The organism is Rathayibacter sp. AY2B3 (assembly GCF_002931755.1).
Classification (GTDB): domain Bacteria; phylum Actinomycetota; class Actinomycetes; order Actinomycetales; family Microbacteriaceae; genus Rathayibacter.
In genome coordinates this window covers 1-26,372 of the sequence record NZ_PSUG01000052.1, presented here as the reverse complement: position 1 = coordinate 26,372, position 26,372 = coordinate 1, and the positions used below count along the sequence as shown (strand labels likewise).

Below are 26,372 nucleotides of genomic sequence, written 5' to 3'. Positions count from 1 at the left end.
CGACGCCGGGGCGCCGAGCGAGAGGCGGAAGCGCTGGCAGTCGTTGTTCAGGACGCTCCACTGCCCGATCCGCGTGCCGTTCTGCGCCGAGCAGTTCGAGAGGTCGAGCGCCTTGCCGCTGTGCGCGGCCCGCAGCTCGACGGTGCCGTCGTTGCCCGGGCGGAGGCGCCAGCTGCTGCCCGAGACGTTGCACGCGCCCTGGGTGACGGTCGCGCCATCGGCGGTGGAGCCTCCGGTGACCGCGAGGCACTTGGCGGCGGCCGAGACGGGATGCATCTCGAGCGCTCCGTCGGCGGCGGAGCCGAAGGTGACGCGCTGGCAGGGCGAGCCGAGCCAGTCCTGCTGCTGGAGCAGGGCGCCGTCGGCCGTGGAGCAGTTCGGCAGGTCGAAGGACTTGCCGGTCACGAAGGACGTGACGGCGACGGGCCCGGCGGGACGCAGCACCCACTCCTGAGCCGCGGCGGAGGTGGCGGCCGCCTGGCGGACGGTCGAGCCGGACGCCTCCAGCAGCTTGCCGCTGGTGCGGTTCGTCAGGGTCGAGTAGCCGCCGGTGGCCGGGGCGACCGTCCACTGCTGGCAGCTCGTGGTGAGCCACGCGGACTGCTGGAGACCGGCGGTGCCGGTGGCGCAGCCGACCGGTCCGAGCGCCTTGCCGCTCGACGCGTTCATCACGCGGAGGGTGCCCTCGCCGGTCGCGTCGAGCATCCAGTTCGCGCGCGGAGTCGAGCAGGAGCCCTGCACGACGCCCGCGCCGTCGCCGCTCTGCGCGGAGGAGACGGTGGCGCAGAGGCCGGTGCTGCGGCTGACGAGCTGCCACGGGGCGCCCTCGACGCGAGCGGTGATCGGGGCGTTCTCGCCGCTGGGGACGGGGATGCGGGCCGCGGTGCCGAGCGGAGCGCCGAAGTCGGGCTCGCCGGTCGCGGTCCACTCGACGAGGTGCGCGCGGGCCGAGCGCTGACGGCCGCAGCCGTCGTTCGGGCCGGGGTTCGCGTGGTACAGGTTCCAGGTCTCGGTGCCGTCGGGCGAGTCGAAGAAGTCGTTGTGGCCGGTGCCGTACTCGCCGTTCGCCTTCGAGAAGACGGGTCCGTCGCTCTTGGTCCAGGAGGAGGCGAGCACCGGGTCGCCGGTGCCGTCGTACTCGAGGGTGCCCAGCTGGTAGTCCTCGGTGCCGCAGAAGCTCGCCGAGTAGACGATCCAGGTGCGGCCGTCCTTCTGCAGCGGGATCGGGCCCTCGTTGACGGGCATGCCGATGGTCTCCCACGGCTCGACCGGCTCCGAGAGGACGTTGCCGGTGCTGGTCGCGGTCCACGGGTCCGACATCCGGGCGATGTAGTTGCTCTGGAGGCCGTTCCCGGGCTGGAACTCCGACCAGGTCATGAAGAGCTCGCCGTTCAGCTCCAGGTACGCGCCGTCGATGTTCCACCGGTCGGTCGGCACCGGGCGCCCCTTGTAGGTGTACGGGCCCATCGGGTCGTCCCCGGCACTCTCGATCACCTGCAGGTGCTGGCCGTCGAAGTTCCCCGCGGTCCCCATCGTGTACATGAGGTACCAGCGCCAGCCGTTCGGACCCTGGAGCCGCTGCAGCTCGGGCGCCCACATGTTGGCGTTCCGGCCGGGGTTCGTGTCGGTGTACACGGTGGTCGGGGCAGTGGTGCCGAGCGCCGCGAGAGTGGGCGCCTTCCGCATCACGACGCGGTTGTCCCAGGTCGTCGCGACCATGTAGTAGTTGCCGTCGTGGAACTCGATCGTCGGGTCGGCGGTGTCCGGCGCGATCGGGTTCGTGAAGGTCGGCTCGCCGAGGGCGACGGCCGGCGAGGCAGCGGTGAAGGGCAGGGCCACGACCGCGGCGAGCAGGATCAGCAGTCCGGCCGTGAGCCGGCGCCGGAGCCCCGCGGGTCGGGGGCGCTCTACGTCGGCGAGCGTCGGTGCGGTCGTCATCGTGACTCCATCGTCAGGGGGCGGCGTGGGGCCCGGAGGCGCACCGTGAGCGGCGCGCCCCCGGGGGCGAAGGGGCTCCGGAGAGGCGCCGGAGGACGCCACGGAGAGAAGCCCGGTGGACCTCGGAGAAGGACTGGCCGTGCCTCGCAGGATCCGGCGCGACCTCCACTTCGAGATCTCCGACGCCGCCCGCTACACGATTTGTTCACGGTAACAGGGCGTTTGTGCAAACTCAACGGTCCCCGTGAGCGGGGGTGACATCGCCTCACGCCGCCCGCGGACCCCCGGTCGCGTTCACAACTCAGGAACGATTCGCGGCGCCCCGCGGAACGGCGCGGGCTGGGAGAGCCGGATCGGACGTTCTTCCTCCTTCATGAACAGCACCGCCGCCCCGAGCCGCCGCCCCGCACCCCCGCCGCCGGTGTCAAGAGGGGAGAGACGAACCGCACCGCTCGCCTAAGGTGCCGGGATGCCCCGCACCCGGACGCCCCGCGCCGCCCTCGCCTGGCGGGAGGCGGTCACCGGCTCGCGCCTGATGCTCGCGCTCAAGACGGCGCTGGCGGTCGGCATCGCCTGGGCCGTCGCGCCGCTCGCTCCCGGAGTCGCGGAGCAGTACCCGTACTACGCGCCGCTCGGCGCCCTCGTCAGCATGTACCCGACGCTGATGGGCTCGGTCCGCACCGGGCTGCAGACCCTGCTCGGACTCGCGGCCGGCATCGGCCTCGCGGCTCTCGTGATCGTCACCGTCGGCCCGACCTGGTGGACGATCCCACTCGTGGTCGGGATCGGCGTGGTCCTCTCGGGGACGGGCTGGTTCGGCGCGGGCCGCGAGTACGTGCCGATGGCGGCGCTGTTCGTCCTGATCATCGGCGGGGCCGACGCCGAGGACTACTCCCTCGGCTACCTCGTGCAGATGGCCGTGGGCGTGGTGGTGGGGCTGCTGGTGAACGTGGTCGTCGCCCCCGGGCTCACCGTCGAGGCGGCGTCCGCCCGGATCGACGCGTTCCAGCGCGAGCTCGCGGAGCACCTGCGCCAACTGGCCGCCGCGCTCGAGGAGACGTGGCCGCCCGAGCACGAGGCGTGGGCGCGCAACGGCGAGGAGCTGGCCCGGACGGCGGAGGAGGTCCGCGCGGCCCTCGCGGAGGCGGACGAGAGCCGCAAGGGCAACCCGCGCGCGCTGCTGCACCGCCGCGACTCCCGGCCCGACCACCTCCGCCTCGAGACGCTCGACGCGATCCTCTTCCACGTCCGCGACCTCAGCGGCGCCCTCGCGGACACCATCTGGGAGCGGCCCGGCGCGCTCCCGTTCGATCCGGCGCTCGGCCCGCCGCTGAGCGAGGCCTGCCGGGCGGTCGCCGACGCGATCGACCGCGACGACGCCGGCTCCCCCGCCGCGCACCGGGCGATCGGAGGCGCGGCCCGCGCGATCCGGCACCTCGTGCAGGTCGTCGACGAGCGGACGGCCGCGACCTCCCGGACCCTCGGGCCCGGCGTCCTCGCGGCGATGCACCTCCGCCGCGTCCTGGTGCGCCTCCAGCACGACGGCGCGGAGCCGCAGGAGGGGTGAGCTCCAGCGCCGTTCCGCCCATACTGGTATGATCAGTACGGGCATCAGGAGGACGGGCAGGGCGTGGAGCGGACGGTGACGACGGTGGAGCGGACGGTGACGACGACGGGCTCCCGTGACCGCACGCCGGAGCGGGGGGTCCCGGGAGCCCGTCAGGCCTTCGCGCCGGCGCTACGCGCAGACGAAGAAGGCGACCTCCACGTAGCCCATCGTCGCGGAACGCGTGTCGACCTGGGAGCTCTCGACGGTCACGCCGGACGCGGCGAAGCTGCTGCCGCCGCCGCCGTTCGCAGAGTTGGCCGCGTAGGAACCGCCACCGCGCAGCCACAGGGAGGTGCCGCCGCCGGCACCGCCGAAGTAGCCGCCGCCACCGCCACCGGACCCGTAGCTCCTCTGCTGGCTCGAGGGCGTCCTCGGGGCGCCGGCGCCGCCGTCGCGCCCGGAGCCCGGGCTGCCGAGAACCGTCTCGGTCACGTTCACCGTCGTCACACCGGGCTGCCCCGGCCCGGTCTGCGTTCCGCCCGTGCTCACGGCCTGTCCGGTGGAGCCGGTGCGGCTGTCGGTGCGCGAGGCCCCGCCGTCGAAGCCGGAGCCGCCGACCGGGCCTCCGGACGCCGCGTTCGGTCCGGCGGGGAACGATCGCGTGAAGTCGTTCGAGCTGATGACTACCGCCTGGCCACCGCCGCCGCCCGCGATGACGAGCAGGGAGCCCGCGGCGGTGATCCCGCTGGCCCCGCCCCCTCCTCCGGTGAGAAAGTAGCCCGGTGTCCCCGGAGCCCCGCCGTTGCCGAGTCCGCGACCCCCGGCCTGGGTGCTGCCGGCCGATCCGGCGGTGAGGACGATCTCGGACGCTCCGCCGAGCGCGTCGACGGGGATGGTGCCCGTGACCCGCGCGCCGCTGAGGGTGGCCCCCGAGGGTTCTCGGTTTCCGCCGCCGTCGCCGCCGACCACCGTGAAGCGGACCCACTGGGTGCCCGCGGGAACGGCGATCGTGCGGGCCGCGAGCGCGGTGGTCGAGGTGGCGTCGATGCGCTGCGCGTCCTGCAGGGCGCACTGGGGAGTGGTGGAGGCCGCGGCCATCGGGGCAGCGATCGAGGCTGCCACCACGGGCACCGCCCATGCCGCGCCCCTCACCACCGTTCGTCGCTCGGTGAGGCGGGGGGATCCGCCGGTCGGGGTGCTGGTGTCTTCGGTCTGCATCGGAGTCCTTCTGTCGTCGTGCACCCCTGGGTGTCGGGGGCAGAGTCGGGTGAGAGGCGCGGGAGGATGCCCGCGCTGCTCCGACAGAGTCGCCTTGCCCGCGAGAACCCGGGCATTCCGAGGCCGCTCTGGCGCGAACGTCGCCCGGACACGGCGCGTCGCGCCGCCAGGGCCTCACCTTCTGGAGGTTCTCCCGCAGCACCGAGCAGCGGCACCAGGACGTCGCGGACCCCGCATCAGCGGACGACGACGCCCGCTGGAGGCGTCCGCCGACCTCAGCCCGGGTCGGCCGGCAGCGTCCCGAGCGTCTTCGCGTAGCAGCGCGAGTTCGGCTCGTCGCCCCAGTAGCCGTAGCCCGCGATCGGGTCGTAGCCGGCGCTCGCGTAGAGGGCCATCGCCTCCGGCTGCTCCGTGCCGGTCACCAGGCGGAGCAGCTCCACGCCCTCGCGCGCCGCCAGCCGCTCGACGCCGGCGAGCAGCACCCGGCTGAGCCCGCGGCCCCGTGCAGCGCTCACCACGAACATCCGCTTGATCTCGCCGATGCCGTCCTCGACCGCGAGCGCCACGCAGCCGACGAGCCCGCCGTCGATCTCGAGCAGCAGGGTCGGGGCGTCCGCCGGAGGACGCGGACCGGTGTCGTCGCCGCCGTAGCGGGCGAGGAGGTCGGCCTCCTGCAGGGCGAAGAGGGCCGTGGCGGCCGGGTCTCCGGCCGTGGTCTCGATCAGGCGGCGCACGGCACGATGCTACGGCGCGGCGGCGAGCCCCGCGCCGATCCCGGTCAGCTGCTCCAGCACGACCCGCACGGCCGAGCGCTCCAGCGTCTCGGGCCGGGCGAGGCAGTCGATGTGGCGGCCGAGCCCCGGGATCCCGAGCGGCCGGAGGACCACCTCCGGCGTGCGCCGCAGGTCGGTCGTGTACCGCGGCAGCAGCGCGACGCCGTCGCTCGCCGCGACCACCGCGGCCGCGACCAGGAAGTCGTTGATCCGGTGCGGGATGCGCGCGTCGCCGCCCGCGAGGACCGCGATGGCGTCGATGGCTCGCTCCAGGGGGAAGCCCTCGTGCACCGCCACCCACTCCTCGTCGCGGAGATCGGCGGGGCGGACGACGTCCGCCGCGGCGAGCGGATGGTCGCGGCGGAGAGCGAGATCGAGCGGCTCGAAGAGGAGGGGCGTCGACCGCACGGTCCCGGGCCACTCGGCGCTGCCGGCGAGCCGGTGCGCGATCACCAGGTCGTGATCCGCGGTCAGCCCGGCGAAGGCGCTCTGCGCCACGTCGAAGTCGGCGAGCGCGACGCCCGGCCGGCCCGGTGCTCGCAGCGCCTCCAGCAGCGGGCCGAACATCGCCAGCCCCGCGCTGTGGAAGGCGGCGACCGAGACCGTCCCGCTCGGCTCCCCCTCGAAGTCCGCGACCGCGCGGGCCGCCCGCTCGAGCGCCACCTCGACCTCGACCACCGCCGCGGCGAGAGCGCGACCGGCGGGGGTCAGCGCGGTCCGGCGCCCGTCGCGGAAGGTCAGCGCCGCCGGCGTGCGGCGCTGCAGCGCGCTGATCTGCTGCGAGACGGAGGAGGGCGACACTCTCATCGCGGCGGCCACGGCGGCGATGCTCCCGCGCTCTCCGAGCTCTCGAAGCGCTCTGAGCTGTCCCAGTTCCATGAGTTCCAACTTACGCGTCGGCGAAGAAGACGCCGTCTTGTCCTGCGGGTCTCCCTGCCGCCACCATGAGCCGTGCGCGCTCTCCTCTCCCGCTTCCGGGTCGACCTCCTCCTGCTCGTGGTCGCCGCCTCCTGGGGCTCGACGTACTTCGCGGCGAAAGAGCTCGTCACCGACTCGAGCGTGATGGCGCTGCTCGGCTCCCGGATGACCCTCGCCGCCCTCTGCCTGGCCGTGATCGTCGCGGCACGGCGGCACCGGATCACCGCGGCGGAGTGGCGGGTCGGCGTCACCATCGGCGCCCTGCTCGCGACGATCTTCGCGCTCGAGACCTACGGCATCGCCGGCACCTCCGCCACCAACGCGGGCCTCATCATCAGCCTGACGATCGTGATCACGCCGATCCTCGACTCCGCCGTCTCGAAGCGCCGGCTCCCGGGCCGCTTCCTGCTCGCGTGCCTCGTCGCGGTCGTCGGAGTCGCGCTGCTCGCGGGCAACGGCGCCCTCCGCCCGCTCTCCCCCGGCGATCTGCTGATCCTCGGCGCCGCCGTCGTGCGGGCCGTGCACGTCACGTCGATGCACCGCCTCTCGGCCCGGGCGCCGATGGACTCCCTCCGCCTGACCACGGTGCAGCTCGGCACCTGCGCCGTCGTGTTCAGCGCCGCGTCGCTCGTCGTCGGCGTGCCGATGCCCGAGTACGTCGCGGGGCTCGACCCCGTGGGCGCCGGGCTGTTCCTCTACCTCGTCCTGGTCTGCACCGTGTTCGGCTTCCTCGTGCAGACCTGGGCGGTCCGCCGCACCTCCCCCTCCCGGGTCAGCCTGCTGCTGGGCACCGAGCCCGTGTGGGCGGCGGTCGTCGGAGTCGCGCTCGCCCGCGACCCGATCGCGCCGATCGGCTTCCTCGGCATCGCGCTGATCCTGGCGGGCACGGCCTGGGGCCGCTCGATCGAGCAGCGGACGTCGGCCGCGGCGGCCTCCGAGGCGCCGGTCGCCGCCGCCCCGGAAGCGCTCCTCGGGCGGGCGCCGGAGGACGGGCGGCCCCGTCCCGTCGAGCGGTAGCCGGGTCAAGGGACTCGCGCGCGGCGCCCCGATGTGCGGGAATCGGGTCGGGAGGCGTCCGCCGCGGGCGCCGCCGGAGGAGGATCCATGTCGCTCAGCGTGCTGTTCATCGGCGGGACGGGCATCATCAGCGCCGCCTGCGTCCGCGAGGCGCTGCGGCTCGGCCACGACGTGACCGTGCTGAACCGGGGGCGGACGTCGCTCCGCCCGCTGCCCGAGGGCGTCCGCGAGGTGCAGGCCGACGGCCGCGACCCCGACTCCGTCACCACCGCGCTCGGCGACCGGAGCTTCGACGCGGTGATCGACTTCGTCGCCTTCACCCCCGACCACGTCCAGCAGGACGTCGACCTCTTCACCGGCCGCACCGGCCAGTACGTCTTCATCAGCTCGGCCTCGGCCTACCAGAAGCCGCCGCGGAGCCTGCCCGTCACCGAGTCGACGCCGCTGCGGAATCCCTTCTGGGGCTACTCGCAGGACAAGATCGCCTGCGAGGACCTCCTCGTCGCCGAGTACCGCCGCAGCGGCTTCCCGGTCACGATCGTCCGCCCCTCGCACACCTACGACCGCACCGCGCTGCCCGTCGACGGAGGCTGGACCGTCGTCGACCGGATGCGCCGCGGCCAGGAGGTGGTCGTCCTCGGCGACGGCACCTCGCTCTGGACGCTCACGCACGCCGACGACGTCGCCGTCGGCCTGGTCGGGCTCCTCGGCGCCTCCGCCGCGATCGGCGAGGCCTTCCACATCACCGGCGACGAGACGCCGACCTGGGACGAGATCCACCGCTGCCTCGCCGCGGCGGCCGGAGTCGAGCCGCGCCTCGTGCACGTCGCCTCCGACGCGATCGCCGCGGCCGACCCCGAGCTCGGTGCCGGGATCATCGGCGACAAGGCGCACTCGATGGTGTTCGACAACGCGAAGATCCGCCGCCTCGTCCCGGCCTACTCCCCCTCGGTGCGCTTCAGCGACGGCGCCCGCGAGATCGTGGAGTGGTACGACGCCGACGAGTCGCGCCGCGTGGTCGACGAGCGGATGAACGGCCTCTTCGACGCGCTGATCGAGCGGTACCGGCCGCGACCGCTCTAGCCGGCGGGCTCGGACGGATCGGTGGTGCCGGGCGCGGCGGGCGCCTTCGCCGGATCGGACGCGCCGGGCGCCTCCGACGCAACGGGCGACTCCGACGCGGCAGGCGCCTCCGACCCGCCGTCGGGACCGCTGCCGTCCGGCGCCGCGATCGGCTCGAGCCGCACCAGGAACCCGCCCGGCACGCCCGGCTGCAGCTCCTGGTACTCGGACGGCACGCGGGAGGACCCCTCGCCGACCGCGGTCACGGTGAAGGCGTCGTCGGTGCGCGTCCCCGCGAGGAAGACGGTGTAGACAGCCGTGCCGTCCTCGGTCGTGCGCTTCCCGCCCGCGGCGCCGACCCACCGGTGCCCGCCCGGATCGGCGGTCGCCGTCTCGCCGAGGGTCGCGTCGATCGCGGCCGGGTCGACGCCCTCGGTGCGGATCCCGTCCTGGCACTCGCGCCAGATGCCCGTGAATCCGGGGTCGGGGTCGGAGTAGCAGAACATCATCGTGCCGTCGGGCGCGACGTGCAGATCGCCGTAGCCGCCGACGACCGGGCCGGAGACAGGAGCGGTCGAGGGCCCCCTGGTCGGCCCGGGACCGGGCTGCGGCGTGCACCCCGCGATCGCGAGGACGAGCACCGCCACCGCTCCCGCTCGCCACCTCATGTGCGCAACCTACTGGAGCCGCGCCCCTGCCCGTCCGCGTGCCGAGCCGGGAGTCCGCCGGGAGCCGGCGCGCCCTCAGGCCAGTCGGCGGCCGCTGAAGCGGTCGACGGGGGCGTCGTGCCGCATCGCCCGCTCGTACATCCGCCGGAACGGCTCCGTGAGCACGCCGTTCGTGCGGTCCAGCGAGTCCTGCCACGCCACGATCTCCCCCAGCTGCGCGGCGAGATCCGCGCGGAGGGCCGCCTCGTCGACGGTCGTCGAGACGCCCTTCGAGACGACGACCCGGCCCGCGACGATCACGGTGTCGATCGACGAGCCGTTCTCGGAGTAGACGAGCTGGTTCTCGAGCCGCTGACGCGGAGTGAAGTTCAGCGTCTCCAGGTCGTAGACGACGAGGTCGGCCTGCTTGCCGACCTCGATGCTGCCGGTGACGTCGTCGAGCACGGCGCTGCGCGCGCCTCCGATCGTGCCGGCCGTGAGGACCTCGGACACGGTCGGCCAGGTGGCGATGTCCGGATCCGTGACCTTGTGCAGGAGCGCCGCGGCCTTCACGACGTCGAGCATGCGCGGCGAGTCGCTGCTCGAGCAGCCGTCGGTCCCGAGGCCGAGGTTCACGCCCGCGTCGTGCAGCGCGCGCCACGGGGCGATGCCCGAGCCGAGCTTGAGGTTCGAGATCGGGTTGTGGGAGACGGACGTGCCCGCGGCCGCGATCCGCTCCATGTCGGAGTCGGTGAGCCAGATCCCGTGGGCGAAGGTCGTGTTCGGGGAGAGCGCGCCGATCCGCTCCATGTACTCGACCAGGGTCGAGCCGTAGGCCAGCTCGCCGGTCACCAGCTGCGTCTTCGTCTCGAGGACGTGGATGTGGCACTCCGCCCCGTGCTCGAGCGCCAGCTCGGTCGCACCGACCAGCAGCTCGGGCCCGCAGCGCTGAGGAGCGGACGGGGCGACCATGTAGCGCAGCCGCCCGCCTCCCCTCCCGTGCTGGGTCGCGAAGGCCTCGCGGCTGAAGGCGAGGTAGCCCTCCGTCGTCGGGCGCGACGCCGACCGCGCCTGGTCGAGGATCTCCGCGGGCACGTACTCCTCGAGGAACGGCATGGTCTCGTGGAAGGGCCTGCTGATCACGTGGCCCGAGATGTTGGCGCGGACGCCGATCTCGTCGTACGCGTCGAAGACGGCGGCGAGCTGCTCCGCGTCCTGGTCCGGGTTCTCGAGCACGTCGTCGACCAGGGTCGTGACCCCGGCCTTCAGCGATTCGAGGGCGAAGAGCGACGAGCGCAGCCGCACCAGATCCGGAGCGACGCGGCTGTTCCCGAGGATCGGGTACGACAGCAGCATCCACAGCTCGAGCGGCAGGTTGTCGTAGCGGCCCTTGTAGAGGTACTCCCACGAGTGGGTGTGGGCGTTGACGAAGCCGGGGACGACCAGGCGGTCGCGCCCGTCGATCACCTCGTCGCCCGGCTCGGGGACGAGGCCCGGGCCGATCGCGACGATCAGCTCGTCGACGATGCGGATGCTCGCCGTGATCGGGACGGCGCCCGAGACCGGGTCCATGGTGATCACGGCGGCGTCGGAGAGGAAGAGGGGCATGGCGGTTCCGTTCGTGGTGCGGGGTGGGACGGGGCGGGCCGGCTCGCGGACGGGGCCGGCCCGCGGAGGGGCTCGGGCTCAGCCGCGGACGGGCTCGGGCTGGGCGGCGACCGGCGCGGCCGACTCCCGGCGCTCGACCCAGGCGGGAGCGTCCCGGCCGAGCAGGAGATAGGCGATGCCGGCCGAGACTCCGCCCGCGAGCCACGAGACGTCGACGCCGCCGAGGGCGGTCGCGGCCGGACCCTGCAGGGCGGGCACCGAGCCGTTCATGAACAGCCAGGTCAGGGTCGCGCCGATCGCGAAGGAGAGCAGCGCCCGCCAGCGGACGTCCGGCAGCAGAGGCGAGCCGACCGGCGCGAACAGGTGCCCGAAGGAGCGGACGCGCGGCTCGAACACCGTGTAGTGCACCAGCACGATCGCGCCCCACGGGGCGACCCAGCCGACGAGGCCGACCAGCCACGCGTCGAGCGTGGTGGCGAGGTCGTCCTGGAAGACGAAGAACACCGCGGCCGCGAAGGCCAGCACGCCGACGATGAGGCTGAGCGCACGGCGCCCGAGCCGGATGTCGAGGGCCTGGGTCGCCATGCCGAACGAGTAGATGTTCAGGACGTTGGTCGCGATCGGACCGTGCACCACCAGGAGCAGCACGGGGATCGCGAGGGCGCCGAAGTTCTCGACGATCAGCTCCCCGGGGTCCACGGAGCCGTTCTTCGTCGCGAGGGTCGCGCCGAGGACGCCGAGCCAGACCACCGGGATGAACTGGCCGAGGACGCTGGCGAGGTAGAGCCTGCGCTTCGAGGAGCGGGGCCCGACGAAGCGGGAGTAGTCGCCGGCGTAGGCGAGCCAGGTGAGGCCCCAGCCGATGCCGATGGCGGTCATCACGATGGACATGGCCGCGATGCGGTCGCCTCCGGTGAGCGCGCCCTCCGCGGGGCCGGCGTAGGACCAGTCGATGTCGAGGAAGAACCAGGCGACGACCGACATGATCGCCAGCACCAGGAGGGTCGGCGGGACGGTCCAGCGCTCGAAGGCGGCGATCGCGCGATAGCCGAGGAAGGAGATCGCGACCTGCACCGCCATGATCACCGCCGCCACCGCGATCTTCCAGCCGACGTTCGCCTGCTCCGGATCGACGACGCCGACGGAGCCGAGGAGCGCGATGACCAGGTCGAGGACGATCCAGGTGTTGATGGCGCACCAGCCGATCACGACCACGGCCTGGATCGCGGCCGGGACGTAGTTGCCGCGCCGGCCGAAGACCGCCCGTCCCACGAGCATCCCGGTCGCCCCCGTCCGCTGGCCGAGGAGGACGAAGAAGCCGAACACCGCCATCCCGACGACGTTGCCGAGCACGAGGACGGTGACGGTGTCCGCCAGGCCGAGGCCCATGTTCACGCCGAGGGCGCCGAGCACCCAGTTGATGGGGGCGATGTTGGCGCCGGCCCAGATCCAGAACTGCCCGTCGAGCCGGGCGGTGCGTCGGGAGTCGGGCAGGGGACTCAGCGCGTCCTCGGCGTCGGCGGTGCCGTGCAGGGTGTCGGTGCTCATGGCGGATCCTCTCGGGGAGGGGGATGAAGGGGAGGGCGGGGCGCCCGGTGAGGCTCCACTCTCGTGCGGACCCGTTTCGGGCGGCGCGTCCGCGTGTAAATTCGCCGTGACGTGAGAGGACGTTCTGTATGGCCTACCTGCTGTCGGACGCGATGCGGGATCCGCGCCTCGCCGCCATGCTCCCGGTGGTGGCCGCGGGGCATGCGGCCGCCGAGCGCGCCGTGATCCGCTGGGCGCACACGAGCGAGCAGCTCGACATCGCGCCCCTCCTCCTCGGGGGCGAGCTGCTCCTGATGGAGGGCGCGCTCCTCTCGACCGACCAGGACCCGGCGGAGTGCCGCGAGTACGTGCGGTCGCTGGTCGACGCGGGAGTCGGCGCCCTCGCTCTCGAGCTCTCGCCGCGCCTGCCCGCGGTGCCGCCGCCGATCGTCGCGGCGGCCGACGAGCTCGGCCTGCCCGTGCTCGCCCTGCCCCGGCGCGTCCCCTTCGTGCAGGTCTGCGAGAGCATCAACACCCACCTCACCGAGCAGAAGTTCCGGAGCATCCGGCTGGCGGACAGAGTGTCCGGCCTGCTGGCCGACGCCGCCTCCGGGGACGCCGGCGTCGACGAGCTCCTGCAGGTCGTGGCCACCGCGACGGGCGCCTCCGCCTCGCTCGTCTCGCTCACGGGCGAGGAGATCGCCCGCGCCTCGCCCGGGCCGGAGGCCGACACGGAGCCGACGGCCGGGACCTTCTCGAACGTGCTGCACGCGGGCGAGTCCCTCCTGGGGACCCTGCACCTTCGGGCCCACGCCGACACCGACCTCCACGCCGTCGCCGTCGCGCTCGACCGGGCGCCGGACGTCCTCGCGATCGCCGTGCTCCGGCACCGTCCGCCGTCGGTCACCGAGCGGCTGACCGCTCAGCTCTTCGCGATCGCCACCGCCGATCGGTCGCGCGCGGACCCGGCGGCCGACCTCCAGATCGACGCCTTCCTCGGCCGGCTCGGCGCCGGATCCCGGGAGCGCTACCTCGGCGTCCGGGCCGACACCGGTCACGACGACCGGCGGCTCCGCGCTCTCCTCCGCCTCCTGACGGGCGCGGGAGCGGATCCCGGCCCGGTGCTCTGCGTGGTCGGCTCCGAGCTGCTGGCGCTGCTGCCGTTCGCCACCGCCGCCGCGATGGAGGCCGGCCGCGCGGAGCTCCTGCGCCTCGGCGCGGCGCTCGACTCGGACGCGCTGCTCTGCGTCGGCAGCGGGCTCGGCGGACAGGAGCGGGTGCCTCGGGAGCTGGCGGAGGTGCGCGGCGCGCGCGAGTGGGCGCCCGCGGGCGGAGTCGTCGACTCGCGCCAGTACCGCCTGGAGCGGTTCGCGAGCTCCCTGCAGGACGATCCGGAGGCGGACGACCTCGTCGAGGAGGTGCTCGGGCCCCTGCGCGCCCAGCGCGGCGAGCTGCTCACCACTCTCGAGGCCTACGCGTCGCTGTGGGGGAGCAAGACGGCGACGGCGGCCGCGCTCGGCATAGGCCGGCAGACCCTCTACGACCGCCTCGCGCGGATCGAGGAGCTGATCGGCCCGCTCGACTCGTCGCCGGCCCGTGCTCGGGTCGTCATGACCGCCGTCTTCCTGCACCGGGCGCGAGCGGCGCTCCCGGCGAGCCCTCCTCCGGTCGGGCGGGCGTTCCCGCCTCCCGCCGAACGCTGACGCGACCGGACCGCGTCGGGTCGGGTCAGGCGGGCAGCAGCTCCGCGACGAGCGCCTGCACGCGGGCCCTGATGTCGTCGCGGATCGAGCGGACCTCCTCGAGGGGTCGGCCCTTCGGGTCGGCGAGGTCCCAGTCCTCGTAGCGCTTGCCGGGGAAGACGGGGCAGACGTCGCCGCAGCCCATCGTGATCACGACGTCGGAGGCCTGGACCTGCTCGGTGGTCATCAGCTGCGGGACGGCCTGCGAGATGTCGATGCCCTCCTCCGCCATCGCCTCGATCGCGATCGGATTGATGCTGTCGCCGGGCTCGGAGCCGCCGGAGCGGACCTCGACGGCGCCGCCGGAGAGCGCGCGGAGGTAGCCGGCGGCCATCTGCGAGCGGCCGGCGTTGTGGATGCAGACGAAGAGGACGGTGGGGGCGGCCATCGGGGCTCCTGGTGTCGAGGGGTGGTGCTCGGAGGAGCACGGGGCGAGGGTAGCGGACCCGGGCGAACGGCCCGCGGGCCCGCGGAGCCGGAGGAGACTCCGACGAACGGGTCGGGAATATACCCCCCGGGGGTATGTTGCACTCCCCTGGACCGAACCGGAGGAGACACCATGACCGACCACGCCCACCACCACCCGACCACCTGGCGCGCCGCCGCCCTCGCGACCCTGCACTGCCTGACCGGCTGCGCGATCGGCGAGGTGCTCGGCATGGTGATCGGCTCCGCCCTGGGGCTGCCCGCCCTGGCGACGGTCGCCCTCTCGATCGTCCTCGCATTCGTGTTCGGCTACGCGCTCACGCTGCGGGGCGTGCTCCGCTCCGGAGTGACGTGGCGCGCCGCCGTCGGCATCGCGCTGGCGGCCGACACCGTCTCGATCGCCGTGATGGAGGTCGTCGACAACACGGTGGTGCTCGCGATCCCCGGAGCGATGGACGCGGGCCTCTCGTCCGGCCTCTTCTGGGGCTCGCTCGCCGGCGCCCTCGCCCTGGCCTTCGTCGTCACGACCCCGGTGAACCGCCTGCTCATCGCCCGCGGCCGAGGCCACGCGGTCGTCCACAGCATGCACGGCTGAGCCGCGCGGGTCTCGGTACGCCGCCTGCGGCGGCTGCTCGACCAGCAGGAGGCGCACGCCGATCGAGCAGCGGGCGTCTCGAGATCCCGCGGCCGTCAGCCCTGCAGGCGGCGGTAGTGGCGGTTGCGGACCGAGAGGATCGCGCCTCCGATGACCGCCGCGAGGAACGACCCGGCCAGGACGCCGACCTTCACGTGGTCGTCGGACTCGCTGCCCGCGCCGAAGGACAGCTCGCCGACGAGCAGCGACACCGTGAATCCGATGCCGGCCACGAACGCCATGCCGATGACGTCCACCCAGCGCAGCGACGGATCCAGGCCGATGCCGCGGAACCGGGTCAGGAGGAAGGTGCTCCCGGCGATGCCGAGCGGCTTGCCGAGCACGAGGCCCGCGATGATGCCCACGGCGATCGAGTCCTGGAACGAGTCGACCAGGCCCGCGACTCCGCCGACCGTCACTCCGGCCGAGAAGAACGCGAAGACCGGCACCGCGACCGCGGTCGAGAGGACGCTCCAGCGGTCGGCGAAGTGCGCGGCGAGGCCGTCGTAGACGGGGCGCCCCTCCGCATCCGACCCCACCTGCACCCGGGCGCGCCTCGACGCGACGACCGGCACGGTGAAACCGAGCAGCACGCCCGCGACGGTGGCATGGACGCCCGAGGCGTGCACGAGCGCCCAGGTCGCCACTCCGAGCGGGATCAGCACCCACCAGGCGCGCACGCCGCGCTGCACGCAGACCGCGAAGACCGTCAGCGGCACGAGCGCGAGAAGGAGCATCAGCACGTCGATGCCGGCGGTGTAGAACACCGCGATGATCGTGATCGCGATGAGGTCGTCCACCACGGCGAGCGTGAGGAGGAACGTCCGCAGCGCCGGCGGGAGGAAGCGGCCGACCACGGCGATCACCGCGACCGCGAAGGCGATGTCGGTGGCGGCGGGGATCGCCCAGCCGTCCAACGCGGCTCCTCCGCGGGGCAGGTTCACCGCGGTGAAGATCAGGGCGGGGACGGCCACGCCGCCGACGGCTGCGACGATCGGCACCAGCGCGGTCTTCGGGTCGCGGAGCTTGCCGGCGACGAACTCCTCCTTGAGCTCCAGTCCGACGACGAAGAAGAAGATCGCGAGCAGGCCGTCGGCCGCCCACGACCCGACGCTCAGCTCGAGGTGCAGGGCCTCGGGGCCGAAGCGGAAGTCGCGGACCGCGCTGTAGAGCGCGGACGCGGGGCTGTTGGCGACGATCAGGGCCAGGAGGGTCGCGGTGAGCAGGAACGCTCCGCCGACCGTGTCCTTCTGGAGGGTCTGGCGGAGACCCCGCCAGATCGAGTGGGGGGCCTGATCGGCGGGCAGGGGCTGGTGCGGCATGAGGGGTTCCGTCCGGAGGAGTGGGTGAGCGCGGGGACGCGGCCGCGGGCTCCGGAGGAGGGGCGGTCGCGGGTCAGCCGCGCGGCGGCGGGCAGCCGGCGATCTCGCCGTGCGCGTTCGTCCCCCACGAGCTGAGCCATCCGTTCGTCCCCGAGGCGCGCTTGGTCAGCAGCAGCCGGGTCGGGTACGCCGCGGCGTCGCGCGCGCGAGCGCGGCTCAGCGGAGGAAGGGTCAGGGGCACGGCTCAACGGTACCTTCCGGGCCCGGGAGACGGCCGGTCTCGTCCACGATTCAGGGAGGATGCGCGATCCGGGCCGCGGATGCGCGTGTTCTCGTCGGCAGGAGCACGGTCCTCCTGCGTTCTGAGCGCAAGCGGCCCGGCGATCGCTGACGGCCGACCGGGCGCGGTCCCGCCGCTCCGTGCTCCTCGGCAGGAGCAGCCGCGACCCCTGCACGCTCCCTCCGGCACCGATACCCCTACCCGTGGATCCGCCGCAGGCGCATCGTGGAGGAATGAAGCAGATCCAGTACGCCGGCGCGACCTTCCAGGTGGGGGACGCGGTCGCCGACGCACTCGTCTCCTACGCCTCCGGGCTCGCCGCGCACGGCCGCACCGACAGCGTCGAGCTCCCCGTCCTCGCCGGCGACGGCCACGCGACGGTCGTGACGCTGCTGCTCAACTCCGCGACCAGCCTCGTCGTCTCCGGCGCCGCCGGCCTCCTGCCCGGGCTCGACGAGAAGGCCGTCGCCGCCGACCTCCGCCAGCGGACGCAGTGGCTGGACGCCGTCCCGGCGGTCACCGCCGTGGAGCCGAGCGCCCCGGAGGACCTGATCTGGCTCGAGTTCCCGGAGGTCGCGGCCCTGATGGAACCCGAGACCGGCGCCCACTCCCCCGCGACCCTCCACCTCGTCGAGCGCCCGTCGCGGCGCGACTCCCTCGTCTTCACCGTCGTCTACGTCAGCACGCTCGACCGCGACCTGGGCTCCGGCGAGATCCGCCGGCTGCTCGAGACGAGCCGCCGCAACAACGTCGAGCACGGCGTCTCGGGGATGCTCGTCTTCCGCGGCCGCCGCGTGATGCAGCTGCTCGAGGGCGAGGAGTCGGACGTGCGCTCGCTCTACGCGCGGATCCTCGCCGACCCGCGGCACGAGGGCGTGGTCACCGTCTGGACCAGCGTGCACGAGCAGCGCCGCTTCCCGGACTGGTCGATGGGCTTCGACGAGCTCGACCTGCCCGTCGAGCGGCCGGCCTCCTGGCCCGAGCCGGACCTCCCCGAGCAGTCGATCGACGCCGTGGCGGACGACTACCTCCGCCGCCGGTCGGAGGCGCTGCGGAGCGCACTGGTGAGCAGTGACCCCCTCGTCGCGAGCCTCGCCGTCATCCTGCACGGGCACCGCCCCGAGCGTGTCCTCGAGGGCGGCGCCGGAGTGCGCCTGCGCTGCGCCGAGTGCCGCGCCTTCGACGCCCACGACGGGTACGACTCCTACCCCTGTGCGACCGCGAGGACCGCGATCCAGGCGCTCGAGGCGGCCTGACGCCGGCCGGGCGGCCGTGCGGGATCGCCGTCCCGGGGCGCTCCGAGCGCACCCCCTTCCGCGGGTCCGCGCAAGCCCGTCCGTGCACCCCGGCGCGCCCCTAGGGTGAGGCCATGACCGATCCCGGCGCGGCCCGCCACGACGTCCTCATCATCGGCGGCGGCAACGCCGGGCTCTCGACCGCGGGGCGGCTGCGGCGCTCCGGAGTGGACGACGTCGCGGTGATCGAGCCCCGGTCGACCCACGTCTACCAGCCGATGCTCTCCCACGTCGCGGGAGGCACGGCACCCGCCTCCGCGGCGACCCGGCCCCAGGGCTCTGTGACGCCGAAGGGGGTCGTCTGGATCCAGGACCGCGTCGAGACGATCGACCCGGTCGCGCACACGGTCGCCCTCCTCTCCGGCCGCCGCGTCGGCTACGGGCAGCTCGTCGTCTGCCCCGGCATCCAGAAGGACTGGGCGGCGGTCCCCGGGCTCCAGGAGGCGATGGACTCGCCGTTCGGAGTGTCCAACTACGAGTACGAGTACGCCCGCAAGGCGTCGCAGGTGCTCCGCGAGGTCCGCTCCGGCACCGTCGTCTTCACGCAGCCCGGCGGCCCCGGCACCTGCTCCGGCGCCTCCCAGAAGCCGATGTACCTCGCCTGCGACTACTGGCGCGCGACCGGCGTCCTCGACCGCATCCGCGTCGTGCTCGTCGTGCCCACCCCCACCCTGTTCGGGATGCCGCTGATCGACTCCGAGCTCGAGCGGAAGGTGGCGGAGTACGGGATCGAGGTCCGCTACGGCCGCGAGCTGGTCGAGGTCGACGCGGCCGAGCGGCGGGTCGTCCTCGCCGTCGACGAGCGCGCGACCGCGCTCCCCGGCCCCGACCGCGCACGGCGCTCGACCGACGGCCCGCGCGAGACGCTGTCCTACGACGTGCTGCACGCCGTGCCTCCGCAGTCGGCCCCCGACTGGCTGGCCGGCACCGGACTGGCCGCCGAGGGCGACGAGGGCGGGTTCGTCGAGGTCGACCCGCTGACCCTGCGGCACCCGCGGTTCCCCGACGTCTGGGCGCTCGGCGACGCGGCGGCCGCGGTCAACTCGAAGTCCGGAGGAGCGCTGCGCCAGCAGACCACCACGCTCGCGAAGAACCTCGTCGCCGCGCAGAAGGGGCGCCCGCTCCCCCGCGTCTACAACGGCTACTCCGTCTGCCCCTTCGTGGTCTCGCGCTCGAGCGTGGTGTTCGCCGAGTTCGACGACCGCTACCGCCCGAAGCCGACCGTCCCCTTCTGGACGGGCCTGGCGAAGGAGCGGCGCCTCACCTACCTCGCCGACCGCCGCGTCCTCCCGTGGGTGTACTGGAACCTGATCCTGCAGGGACGGGCCTGAGCGTCCTCTTCCGGACATGTCCGGAAGAGGCGCTTGCCGCTGCCGGATGCACTCCCGAGACTGAGGGGTCGGCACTGCCGTCCGACGCGCCCCCTCGTCTCCTGGAGGACCCGATGCGGCCCAGCCCGACTCCCGACCGCTCCGGCACCGCGCGATGACGACGGCACAGGACTGGGGTCCCTCGACCGACGCGGACTCCGCCGGCGGGCCGCCCCCCTCGCGGAGGCAGCGCGTGCGCGCCTGGATGCGCGGTGGCTCCTTCGGACCGACCGGCCTCACCCGGCGCGGCTGCCTCCTGGTGCTGGCGTCGGTGCTCGTGGTGGCGGTGCCGGTCGTCGCGCTGACGCTCGCGCACGTCGATCCGCACGCGTCGCTCAAAGTCTGGATCCTGGCGATCACGCTGATCGCGCTGGTCGGAGCGCTGCTCCGGGTCGTCGCCGACGCCGGACCGGATCCGCAGGCCGACCTGGACCGCGCGGGCAAGGCGGTCGGAGCAGTGGCCGCGGCCTACACGGCGCTGGCCGTGATCATCGACTGGGGGATGCTGCACCTCTGAGGCGCGGTCAGCGGTCCTCGTCCCGCGGGTCGTCCGTGCCACCGGGAGCGCCGCGGATGCCGTCCGGAGTGCTGCCGGCGCCTCCCCCAGCGCCGCCGGTCCGGTCCGGCGCCGCCCGCTCGCCATCGCGCCGGCTGAGCCAGCCGGCGGCCTCGCGCCGCAGCCGCTCCGCCTCCGGACTCGGGATCGGCGGCTCCGCCGGCCGCTGCAGGAGCCGCACCTGCCGCACCGCGCCGAGCACCACTCCCGCGCCGAACAGCGGCAGGCCGAGCAGGAGCACCAGCCACAGCGGTGCGTGCCGCCGTCCGCCGCCGACGACGGCGCCGAGATCCCAGCCCGCATCCGCCGCCAGCCAGAGCATCCCCGCCACGAAGACGGCGCTCACCAGCGAGAGGGCCCAGGGCTGGGCGAGGAGGAGCGCCTGCGTGCGCTGCGTGCGGATCCCCTTCGCCATGCGGCGATCCTAGGGGGCGCGTCAGCCGGCGAGGATCCGGTCGACGAGCCCCTGCGCGTCGCCCTCCGCCGGCACGATCTGCACGGTGTCTCCCTCGATCGGCTGCATCACGGAGAGCGCCGACTCGACCCGGTCGCCCGCGCGGAGGAGGAGCCGGGCGTCGGCCCCCTCGTCGATCGCCGCCTGCGAGCCGCGGCGCAGGAGGGCGGCGCCCGCCTCGTCGAACCGGACGTCGACGACTCCTGCGCCCGGATCGGCCTCGACCGCCGCGACGCCCGCGCGGGTGAAGTCCTCGGGATCGACGAGGACGTCCTGCCCGCCGACTGGGACGCACTGAGGATCGGAGCCGGCCTCGCAGAGCGCGGAGACGGCGACCCCGAGGCCGCCGACCGGTTCCGGGGTGGCGGCCGGAGACGCCGCAGGCGACGACCCGGCGGAGCAGCCGGTCAGGGCGAGCAGGAGGAGCGCGGCGGCTCCGGGGGCGGTGCGGCGGATCACGGGGTCTCCTCGGGTCGCGTCGGAGCGCGCCACGATACCGAGGCCCCGGCGCAGCGGCCACTCCGCGGCACGGCTCGGGCGGGCGGCGGCAGCGCCACCTCAGAGCCGGACGACCAGCTTCACCGCCGACACGCCCCGGTGCAGCCGGTCGAGGGCGGGCTGCAGCGCGGCGAGCCCCTCGCCCACCACCTCGGGTGCGGGGGCGCAGACGTGGCGGCCCTCGGCGAGCGCCGTCGGCAGGTGGTCGCGCCACAGCATCGGCCCCACCTCGTTCGTCATCAGCGAGCCGCCCCAGACGAAGCGGGCGCGGATGCCGTGGCGCCGGGCCGCGATCTGCAGCGCCGCGGTGCCGCCGACCACGCGCAGCATCGTCCGCACGAACGCGGCGCTGAGACCGCGCCGCCGCGGGAGCGAGCCGAACGAGACGGAGGGGCTGGCCAGGGCGACGCGTCGCGCTCCGGTGGCCGCGGCGACAGCGACCGACGGGGCACCGGAGCCCGTGCCGATCGCGAGCACCCCCGCGACCTCGTGGCCCGCGAGCGCCGCGACCAGGTCGGCGACGACGGTGGGGCTGCGGTAGTCGAGCACGATCTCGGCGCCCAGCTCGCGCATCCGCTCGTGGTTGCGGGGTGACGCGGTCGTCGCCACCCGGTGCCCGGAGGCGACGGCGAGCTGGATCGCGTTGCTCCCCACGCTCGTCGTCCCGCCCCAGACCACGACCGTCCTGCCCGTCGGGCGGACCGGGACGCTCGGGTGCGGCAGGGCGAGGTGGTCCCGCTGGAACAGCGCCGTCGCCGCCGTCGAGACCGCGAGCGGCAGCACCGCCGCCTCCTCGAAGCCCATCCGGTCGGGGATCGGCGCCGCCAGGTCCTCGCGCACGACCGTGTACTCCTGGAAGGCGCCCTCGTCGCGGTTCCGGCGCCCGCGCTCCATCCCGACCGCGTACGCGACGACCCGGTCGCCGACGGCGAAGCGCGTCACTCCGGAACCGACCGCCTCGACCACTCCGGCCACGTCCTCCCCCAGCACCGCCGGGTAGGGCACCCACCGGAACATCAGGTCGCCCGTCCACTGCTTCATCTCGTCGACCGGGTTCACGGCCAGGGCGCGGTTGCGCAGCAGGACCTCCCCCGGTCCGGCGACGGGCATCGGAGCGGGGCGGACGACGAGGTCGGCCCGCGGGGCGGTCAGCAGGGCGGCGGTGTTCTCGGGCACGGGCGGCTCCAGTCGGAAGTGATGGCAGGACGTGTCGTCACCCTACTCCTGATGACAGGTCGTGTCGTCAGCTATTCTGGGCGGATGTCACGCTGGGCCCCCGACGCCGCCCTCCGCCTCGAGCAGGCGGCGATGGAGCTCTTCGCCGAGCACGGCTACGCGGGCACCACCGTCCCCGCGATCGCGGAGCGCGCCGGACTCACCACGCGCACCTTCTTCCGCCACTTCGCGGACAAGCGCGACGTCCTCTTCCTCCGCGAGCGCGAGTTCCCCGAGATCGTCGGCCGCCTGCTCGCCGACGCCCCTGCGGGCCTGGACACGATGGCGCTCCTGATGCACGGCCTCGAGGCCGCCGCCGACGAGCTCCAGACCTGGCGCGCCGGGATCGCCGCGCGCCGCGCCGTCGTGCGCTCCGAGCCGCAGCTGCGCGAGCGCGAGCTCCTCAAGTCGGCCGCCCTCGCCGACAGCATGCGCTCCGCCCTCGTCGACGCCGGAGTCTCGCCCGAGGACGCCGCGCTCGCCGCGCTCACCGCCTCCGCCCTCTTCGACGTCTCCCTCGAGCGCTGGCTCGCCGCCCCCGGCTCCGTCCTCCTGGCCGACGTCCTCCGCGGCGAGCGCGCCCGCCTCACCGCACTGCTCGCGCGCTGACGCGCCGCTCCGCCGCGCTCCTCCGCCCCGCGCTCGGGCGATGCGTCGCGAACGGTCGTCATCCGAGCCCCGGAGCGACCGTTCGTGACGCGTCGGACCGGCGGCCTCGAGAGGGCACTGCTCAGGCGGGCAGCGCCCAGGGGAAGGCCGGCGCGTTCGAGCGGGCGCCCTGCGAGGCCTTCGAGCGGCCGGGCTCGCCGAGCTCCGCGAGCAGCGACTCCGACTCGCCGACGAGGACCGCGAGCGCGCCGGGCGTGAACCACTCCGGGCGCAGGGCGAACAGGAGGTCCTCGGTGGCGGTGTTCCCGCTGGCGCCCGGCGCGAAGGGGCAGCCGCCGAGGCCGCCGAGCGCGCCGTCGACCACCGCGGCTCCGGCCTGCACGGCCGCGATCGCGTTCGCGACTCCCGAGCCCCAGGTGTCGTGCCCGTGGAACACGATCTCGCGGGGCGGGGTCTCCGCGGCCACGCGCGAGACGAGCGACGCCACCTGGCCGGCGTGCGCCTGCCCGAGCGTGTCGCAGACGACCACGTCCGCCGCTCCCTCCGCCCGCGGATCGCGCGCGATCGCGAGCACGCGCTCCGGGTCGACCGGACCCTCGAACGGGCAGGTGAACGAGGTGGCGATGCACAGCTGGATCCGCCCGCCGACGCTCTCGGCGAGCGCGACCGCCTCCGGCATCGCGGCCAGGCTCGCCTCGGTCGGTCGGCCGACGTTGGCGAGGTTGTGCGAGTCCGACGCGGAGAAGCAGTACTGGAAGCGGCGCGCCCCCGCAGCGGCCGCGCGCTCCACGTGGCGCGGAGTCGCGACCCACACCCAGCACCGCTCCAGCTCCTCAGGGGTGAGCGCGGCGATGACGTCGAGGGTGTCGGCCATCGGAGGGACGAGGTCGCCGCGCGCGAGCGAGCCGATCTCGAGCTCGGGCACCCCCGCGGCGAGCAGCGTGCGCGCGAGGTCGACCTTGCGCTCGGTGGTCAGGAGCTTGCCGGTGAGCTGCAGGCCGTCGCGGAGGGTGACGTCGCGCAGGCGCGCGGAGGCGAGCGCGGTCACCGGCCGGCCTCCTCGGCAGCGGCAGCGGCGGCTGGAGCAGCAGCGGGATCGGTGCGCCGGAGCATCCCCAGCACCTCCTCGGTGTCCTGGCCCAGATCGGGCGCGAGCGAGCGGATGGGGAGGGAGCGTCCGCCGAGCACCGGCACGATCCCCGGGAAGCCCACGCCGCGCAGAGTGCCGCCGGCGTCCTCGACGTCGAAGGGCTGGATCATGTCGCGCGCCGCGTACTGCTCGCTCGCGCTGATGTCGGCCGCCGTGTAGATCGGGCCGGAGGGGACGCCCTCGTCGTCGAGGACCCCGAGCGCTTCCGCGGCCGTGCGGCCCGCCGTCCACGCGCCGATCGCCGCGTCCAGCTCGTCGCGCCGGGCCCAGCGCTGCTCGTTCGAGGCGAGCGCGGGATCCTCGCCCAGGTCGGCGCGGCCGATCACCGCCATCAGCCGCTGGAAGATCGCGTCCGCGTTCCCCGCGATCACGATGCTCGCCCCGTCGCCGCACGTGTAGGCGTTGGTCGGGGCGATGCCCTCCATCCGCCCGCCGACGCGCTCCCGGAGGATGCCGTGCGCCTGGTAGTCGGGGATCAGCGACTCCGTCATCGAGAACATCGCCTCGTGCAGCGCGACGTCGACGACCCGCTCCGCCAGCGGTGCCGGATCCAGCCCCGCGGAGCGGCGGGTCTCGCGCTGGAACAGCGCCATCATCACTCCGTAGCCCGCGTAGAGCCCGGCGATCGAGTCGCCGATCGAGACGCCGACGCGCACGGGCGGCCGGTCCGGGTCGCCGACGAGCTCGCGGAACCCGCCCATCGCCTCCGCGACGGCCGCGAACCCGGGGCGGGCCGCCAGCGGGCCGGTCTGCCCGAACGCGGAGATCCGGCCGATCACGATGCCGGGCCGGGCCTCGTCGAGCACGTCCGGCCCGATCCCCCAGCGCTCGAGCGTGCCGGGCCGGAAGTTCTCGAGCACCACGTCGCACTCGGCGACCAGGCGGCGGACGGCGTCGCGCCCCTCGTCCGTGCGCAGGTCGAGCACGATCGAGCGCTTGTTGCGATTGATCGTGTGGAAGAGGAGCGAGGTCTCGGACCCCTCGTGCAGCCGCCAGCGGCGCAGCTCGTCCCCCGTGCCGGGCCGCTCCACCTTGATCACCTCGGCGCCGAAGTCGGCGAGGAGCCGACCCGCCGTGGGCGCCGCGATGAAGTTGCCGAGCTCGAGGACGCGGACGCCCGCGAGCGGGAGGGGTGCGGTCATGGCACGGCCTTTCGCTCCCGTCGAGGCTAGCGCGGAGGACGGCGCCACCCCCTGCCCTCGTGCGGACGCCCGACCTACACTTGCCGGACACCATGCGCAGACACACCCTCACTCCGCGACCGGACTGGCGAACCCGCTGCGACGAGATCGGATTCAGCTTCTACGACCTCCCCTCCGAGGGCGGCCGCCCCTACTGGAACGAGTCCGCGGCCTACTCCTTCGAGCCCGCCGAGATCGACCTGCTCGAGCGCACGACCTCCGAGCTCTTCGACCTCTGCATGGAGGCGTGCGAGCTCGTCGTGCGGAAGGGCCGCTTCGCCGAGTTCGGCATCCCGCCCCGCTTCCACGAGCTGGTGCGCACCTCCTGGGACGAGGACGACCCCACGGTCTACGGCCGCTTCGACCTCGCCTACGACGGCGCGGGCGCAGTGAAGCTGCTCGAGTTCAACGCCGACACCCCGACCTCGCTGGTCGAGACGGCCGCGGCCCAGTGGCAGTGGCTCGTCGAGACGAAGGGGCCCGACGCCGACCAGTTCAACAGCCTGCACGAGCAGCTCGTCGAGCAGTGGCGCCACCTCCGCCTCGAGCGATGGAGCCTCGACGAGGGCGCCCGCCTGCACCTCGCGTCGCTGCACGACTCCGGAGACGGCGAGCTGATCGTCGAGGACGCCGACACCGTCGCCTACATGGCCGAGACCGCGGCGCAGGCCGGCTTCGACCCCAAGCTGATCTTCGTCGAGGACATCCGCTACGAGCTCGACGGCGCCGGCTTCCTCGACGGCGACGGCGAGCCGATCCGGCACGTCTTCAAGCTGTACCCGTGGGAGTGGATGCTCGGCGAGCAGTTCGGCGGCCTGCTCCTCGACCGGCGCGAGCGCACCCGCTGGGTCGAGCCGGCGTGGAAGCTCCTGCTCAGCAACAAGCAGCTGCTGGTGGTGCTGTGGGAGATGTTCCGCGGCCACCCGAACCTGCTGCCCGCCTCCGTGCATCCGCTGCCCGGCACCGCGCAGGTGCGCAAGCCCCGCCTGGGCCGCGAGGGTGCGAACGTGACGGTCCTCGACGCCGACGGCTCGGTCGTCGCCGAGAACGGCGGCAGCTACGGCGCGGAGGGCTTCATCCACCAGGAGCGCGCCGAGCTGGCCCGGGTCGACGGGAAGACCGTCGTCATCGGCAGCTGGATCGTCGGCGAGACCCCGGCCGGCATCGACGTGCGCGAGACGAGCGGCCTGATCACCGGCGACCTGGCGGAGTTCGTCCCCCACTACATCGAGGGCGGACGGAGCGACGGGGCCGCGACGGCCGCGGACGCCGCGTCGGTCTCCTCCCGCCCCGAGCACCGCGCCGCCGATGAGCAGGCCGCGGCGGTTCTTCGCGATGCCGCTGATGCCGACGCTCCGGGAGCGGTGGGGAGCGGTGCGGGTG

The 26,372-nt window shown here is 74.1% G+C and carries 25 protein-coding genes; 10 read left to right on the top strand and 15 right to left on the bottom strand.

Going from position 1 to position 26,372, the window contains the following annotated elements; all coding sequences use genetic code 11:
• Positions 1-1,938 (bottom strand): family 43 glycosylhydrolase (locus C5C24_RS15100; RefSeq protein ID WP_104305355.1); only part of this gene is annotated, 1,938 nt, incomplete at its 3' end.
• Between the two features lie 469 nt (positions 1,939-2,407).
• Here C5C24_RS15100 and C5C24_RS15095 point away from each other — a divergent pair.
• The gene (locus C5C24_RS15095) at positions 2,408-3,505 is read left to right on the top strand and encodes an aromatic acid exporter family protein (RefSeq protein ID WP_104281057.1); all 1,098 of its coding nucleotides are present in this window, start codon (positions 2,408-2,410) and stop codon (positions 3,503-3,505) included.
• 171 nt (positions 3,506-3,676) lie between these two features.
• Here C5C24_RS15095 and C5C24_RS15090 read toward each other — a convergent pair whose 3' ends face one another.
• From C5C24_RS15090 to C5C24_RS15080, 3 genes are all read right to left on the bottom strand, one after another.
• Positions 3,677-4,705 (bottom strand): hypothetical protein, encoded by a 1,029-nt coding sequence (locus tag C5C24_RS15090; protein WP_146082642.1) that lies wholly within the window; start codon positions 4,703-4,705, stop codon positions 3,677-3,679.
• Positions 4,706-4,980: 275 nt separating this feature from the next.
• The gene (locus tag C5C24_RS15085) at positions 4,981-5,439 is read right to left on the bottom strand and encodes a GNAT family N-acetyltransferase (RefSeq protein WP_104305354.1); all 459 of its coding nucleotides are present in this window, start codon (positions 5,437-5,439) and stop codon (positions 4,981-4,983) included.
• A gap of 9 nt (positions 5,440-5,448) precedes the next feature.
• The gene (locus tag C5C24_RS15080; protein WP_104275927.1) at positions 5,449-6,357 is read right to left on the bottom strand and encodes a LysR family transcriptional regulator; all 909 of its coding nucleotides are present in this window, start codon (positions 6,355-6,357) and stop codon (positions 5,449-5,451) included.
• A 72-nt stretch (positions 6,358-6,429) separates the two neighbouring features.
• On the opposite strand from C5C24_RS15080, the gene C5C24_RS15075 reads away from it, so the two are divergent.
• Entirely contained in the window at positions 6,430-7,413 is a 984-nt protein-coding gene (locus C5C24_RS15075) for a DMT family transporter (RefSeq protein WP_219812888.1), read from the top strand.
• 87 nt (positions 7,414-7,500) lie between these two features.
• Positions 7,501-8,496 carry an SDR family oxidoreductase gene (locus tag C5C24_RS15070; protein ID WP_104275928.1) on the top strand — a complete coding sequence of 332 codons (996 nt, stop codon included), beginning with the start codon at positions 7,501-7,503 and terminating at the stop codon, positions 8,494-8,496.
• Here the strand turns inward: C5C24_RS15070 and C5C24_RS15065 are convergent.
• The 3 genes from C5C24_RS15065 to C5C24_RS15055 form a co-directional block, all read right to left on the bottom strand.
• Positions 8,493-9,143, bottom strand: a complete 651-nt coding sequence (locus tag C5C24_RS15065) for a hypothetical protein (protein ID WP_146082641.1) — start codon at positions 9,141-9,143, stop codon at positions 8,493-8,495. The genes C5C24_RS15070 and C5C24_RS15065 overlap by 4 nt on opposite strands.
• Before the next feature lie 75 nt (positions 9,144-9,218).
• Positions 9,219-10,730, bottom strand: coding sequence for an amidohydrolase family protein (locus tag C5C24_RS15060; RefSeq protein ID WP_104305352.1), 1,512 nt, complete (start codon positions 10,728-10,730; stop codon positions 9,219-9,221).
• A 78-nt stretch (positions 10,731-10,808) separates the two neighbouring features.
• Positions 10,809-12,278 (bottom strand): cytosine permease, encoded by a 1,470-nt coding sequence (locus C5C24_RS15055; RefSeq protein WP_104305351.1) that lies wholly within the window; start codon positions 12,276-12,278, stop codon positions 10,809-10,811.
• Between the two features lie 128 nt (positions 12,279-12,406).
• Between C5C24_RS15055 and C5C24_RS15050 the strand changes: the two genes are divergently transcribed.
• Positions 12,407-13,960, top strand: a complete 1,554-nt coding sequence (locus C5C24_RS15050) for a PucR family transcriptional regulator (protein WP_104281063.1) — start codon at positions 12,407-12,409, stop codon at positions 13,958-13,960.
• A gap of 25 nt (positions 13,961-13,985) precedes the next feature.
• Here C5C24_RS15050 and C5C24_RS15045 read toward each other — a convergent pair whose 3' ends face one another.
• Positions 13,986-14,387, bottom strand: a complete 402-nt coding sequence (locus C5C24_RS15045; protein ID WP_104222419.1) for an arsenate reductase ArsC — start codon at positions 14,385-14,387, stop codon at positions 13,986-13,988.
• 171 nt (positions 14,388-14,558) lie between these two features.
• Here C5C24_RS15045 and C5C24_RS15040 point away from each other — a divergent pair, with 171 nt between their 5' ends.
• Positions 14,559-15,020, top strand: a complete 462-nt coding sequence (locus tag C5C24_RS15040) for a DUF4396 domain-containing protein (RefSeq protein WP_104275933.1) — start codon at positions 14,559-14,561, stop codon at positions 15,018-15,020.
• A 95-nt stretch (positions 15,021-15,115) separates the two neighbouring features.
• Here the strand turns inward: C5C24_RS15040 and nhaA are convergent, their stop codons facing one another.
• Positions 15,116-16,381 (bottom strand): Na+/H+ antiporter NhaA, encoded by a 1,266-nt coding sequence (gene nhaA / locus C5C24_RS15035; protein WP_104305350.1) that lies wholly within the window; start codon positions 16,379-16,381, stop codon positions 15,116-15,118.
• A 73-nt stretch (positions 16,382-16,454) separates the two neighbouring features.
• Positions 16,455-16,622: a hypothetical protein gene (locus C5C24_RS18095; protein WP_181135554.1), complete on the bottom strand. Its 168-nt coding sequence runs from the start codon at positions 16,620-16,622 to the stop codon at positions 16,455-16,457.
• Between the two features lie 272 nt (positions 16,623-16,894).
• Between C5C24_RS18095 and C5C24_RS15030 the strand changes: the two genes are divergently transcribed.
• The 3 genes from C5C24_RS15030 (at position 16,895) to C5C24_RS15020 (ending at position 19,843) form a co-directional block, all read left to right on the top strand.
• Positions 16,895-17,917: a BLUF domain-containing protein gene (locus tag C5C24_RS15030; protein WP_104275935.1), complete on the top strand. Its 1,023-nt coding sequence runs from the start codon at positions 16,895-16,897 to the stop codon at positions 17,915-17,917.
• A gap of 113 nt (positions 17,918-18,030) precedes the next feature.
• Positions 18,031-19,287: an NAD(P)/FAD-dependent oxidoreductase gene (locus tag C5C24_RS15025; RefSeq protein ID WP_104281066.1), complete on the top strand. Its 1,257-nt coding sequence runs from the start codon at positions 18,031-18,033 to the stop codon at positions 19,285-19,287.
• Between the two features lie 154 nt (positions 19,288-19,441).
• Entirely contained in the window at positions 19,442-19,843 is a 402-nt protein-coding gene (locus tag C5C24_RS15020; RefSeq protein WP_146082640.1) for a hypothetical protein, read from the top strand.
• A 7-nt stretch (positions 19,844-19,850) separates the two neighbouring features.
• Here the strand turns inward: C5C24_RS15020 and C5C24_RS18090 are convergent, their stop codons facing one another.
• The 3 genes from C5C24_RS18090 to C5C24_RS15005 all read right to left on the bottom strand — a co-directional run bounded on the left by C5C24_RS18090 (position 19,851) and on the right by C5C24_RS15005 (position 22,010).
• On the bottom strand, positions 19,851-20,297 hold the full coding sequence (locus C5C24_RS18090) for a hypothetical protein (protein ID WP_104305348.1): 447 nt from the start codon (positions 20,295-20,297) through the stop codon (positions 19,851-19,853).
• 21 nt (positions 20,298-20,318) lie between these two features.
• Complete coding sequence (locus C5C24_RS15010) at positions 20,319-20,795, bottom strand: hypothetical protein (RefSeq protein WP_104281068.1); 477 nt, start codon at positions 20,793-20,795, stop codon at positions 20,319-20,321.
• A gap of 99 nt (positions 20,796-20,894) precedes the next feature.
• A complete protein-coding gene (locus C5C24_RS15005) occupies positions 20,895-22,010 on the bottom strand; it encodes a zinc-binding alcohol dehydrogenase family protein (protein ID WP_104281069.1) in 1,116 nt (371 codons plus the stop codon).
• Between the two features lie 84 nt (positions 22,011-22,094).
• Between C5C24_RS15005 and C5C24_RS15000 the strand changes: the two genes are divergently transcribed.
• A complete protein-coding gene (locus C5C24_RS15000) occupies positions 22,095-22,658 on the top strand; it encodes a TetR/AcrR family transcriptional regulator (RefSeq protein WP_181110179.1) in 564 nt (187 codons plus the stop codon).
• Positions 22,659-22,779: 121 nt separating this feature from the next.
• On the opposite strand, the gene C5C24_RS14995 is transcribed toward C5C24_RS15000, so the two are convergent.
• Entirely contained in the window at positions 22,780-23,706 is a 927-nt protein-coding gene (locus tag C5C24_RS14995) for a hydroxymethylglutaryl-CoA lyase (protein ID WP_181135553.1), read from the bottom strand.
• Positions 23,703-24,950 carry a CaiB/BaiF CoA-transferase family protein gene (locus C5C24_RS14990; RefSeq protein ID WP_104305347.1) on the bottom strand — a complete coding sequence of 416 codons (1,248 nt, stop codon included), beginning with the start codon at positions 24,948-24,950 and terminating at the stop codon, positions 23,703-23,705. The genes C5C24_RS14995 and C5C24_RS14990 overlap by 4 nt, the downstream gene beginning before the upstream one ends.
• 92 nt (positions 24,951-25,042) lie before the next feature.
• Here C5C24_RS14990 and C5C24_RS14985 point away from each other — a divergent pair.
• On the top strand, positions 25,043-26,372 hold a 1,330-nt coding region (locus C5C24_RS14985), incomplete at its 3' end, for a glutathionylspermidine synthase family protein (protein ID WP_104305346.1).

What these genes read in the sequence shown, in the direction of transcription:
- C5C24_RS15095 (WP_104281057.1), top strand. Translation starts at nt 2,408, where the DNA reads ATGCCCCGCACCCGGACGCCCCGCGCCGCCCTCGCCTGGCGGGAGGCG.
- C5C24_RS15090 (WP_146082642.1), bottom strand. Translation starts at nt 4,705, where the DNA reads ATGCAGACCGAAGACACCAGCACCCCGACCGGCGGATCCCCCCGCCTC.
- C5C24_RS15080 (WP_104275927.1), bottom strand. Translation starts at nt 6,357, where the DNA reads ATGGAACTGGGACAGCTCAGAGCGCTTCGAGAGCTCGGAGAGCGCGGG.
- C5C24_RS15070 (WP_104275928.1), top strand. Translation starts at nt 7,501, where the DNA reads ATGTCGCTCAGCGTGCTGTTCATCGGCGGGACGGGCATCATCAGCGCC.
- C5C24_RS15065 (WP_146082641.1), bottom strand. Translation starts at nt 9,143, where the DNA reads ATGAGGTGGCGAGCGGGAGCGGTGGCGGTGCTCGTCCTCGCGATCGCG.
- C5C24_RS15060 (WP_104305352.1), bottom strand. Translation starts at nt 10,730, where the DNA reads ATGCCCCTCTTCCTCTCCGACGCCGCCGTGATCACCATGGACCCGGTC.
- C5C24_RS15055 (WP_104305351.1), bottom strand. Translation starts at nt 12,278, where the DNA reads ATGAGCACCGACACCCTGCACGGCACCGCCGACGCCGAGGACGCGCTG.
- C5C24_RS15050 (WP_104281063.1), top strand. Translation starts at nt 12,407, where the DNA reads ATGGCCTACCTGCTGTCGGACGCGATGCGGGATCCGCGCCTCGCCGCC.
- C5C24_RS15045 (WP_104222419.1), bottom strand. Translation starts at nt 14,387, where the DNA reads ATGGCCGCCCCCACCGTCCTCTTCGTCTGCATCCACAACGCCGGCCGC.
- C5C24_RS15040 (WP_104275933.1), top strand. Translation starts at nt 14,559, where the DNA reads ATGACCGACCACGCCCACCACCACCCGACCACCTGGCGCGCCGCCGCC.
- nhaA (WP_104305350.1), bottom strand. Translation starts at nt 16,381, where the DNA reads ATGCCGCACCAGCCCCTGCCCGCCGATCAGGCCCCCCACTCGATCTGG.
- C5C24_RS15030 (WP_104275935.1), top strand. Translation starts at nt 16,895, where the DNA reads ATGAAGCAGATCCAGTACGCCGGCGCGACCTTCCAGGTGGGGGACGCG.
- C5C24_RS15025 (WP_104281066.1), top strand. Translation starts at nt 18,031, where the DNA reads ATGACCGATCCCGGCGCGGCCCGCCACGACGTCCTCATCATCGGCGGC.
- C5C24_RS15020 (WP_146082640.1), top strand. Translation starts at nt 19,442, where the DNA reads ATGACGACGGCACAGGACTGGGGTCCCTCGACCGACGCGGACTCCGCC.
- C5C24_RS18090 (WP_104305348.1), bottom strand. Translation starts at nt 20,297, where the DNA reads ATGGCGAAGGGGATCCGCACGCAGCGCACGCAGGCGCTCCTCCTCGCC.
- C5C24_RS15000 (WP_181110179.1), top strand. Translation starts at nt 22,095, where the DNA reads ATGTCACGCTGGGCCCCCGACGCCGCCCTCCGCCTCGAGCAGGCGGCG.
- C5C24_RS14990 (WP_104305347.1), bottom strand. Translation starts at nt 24,950, where the DNA reads ATGACCGCACCCCTCCCGCTCGCGGGCGTCCGCGTCCTCGAGCTCGGC.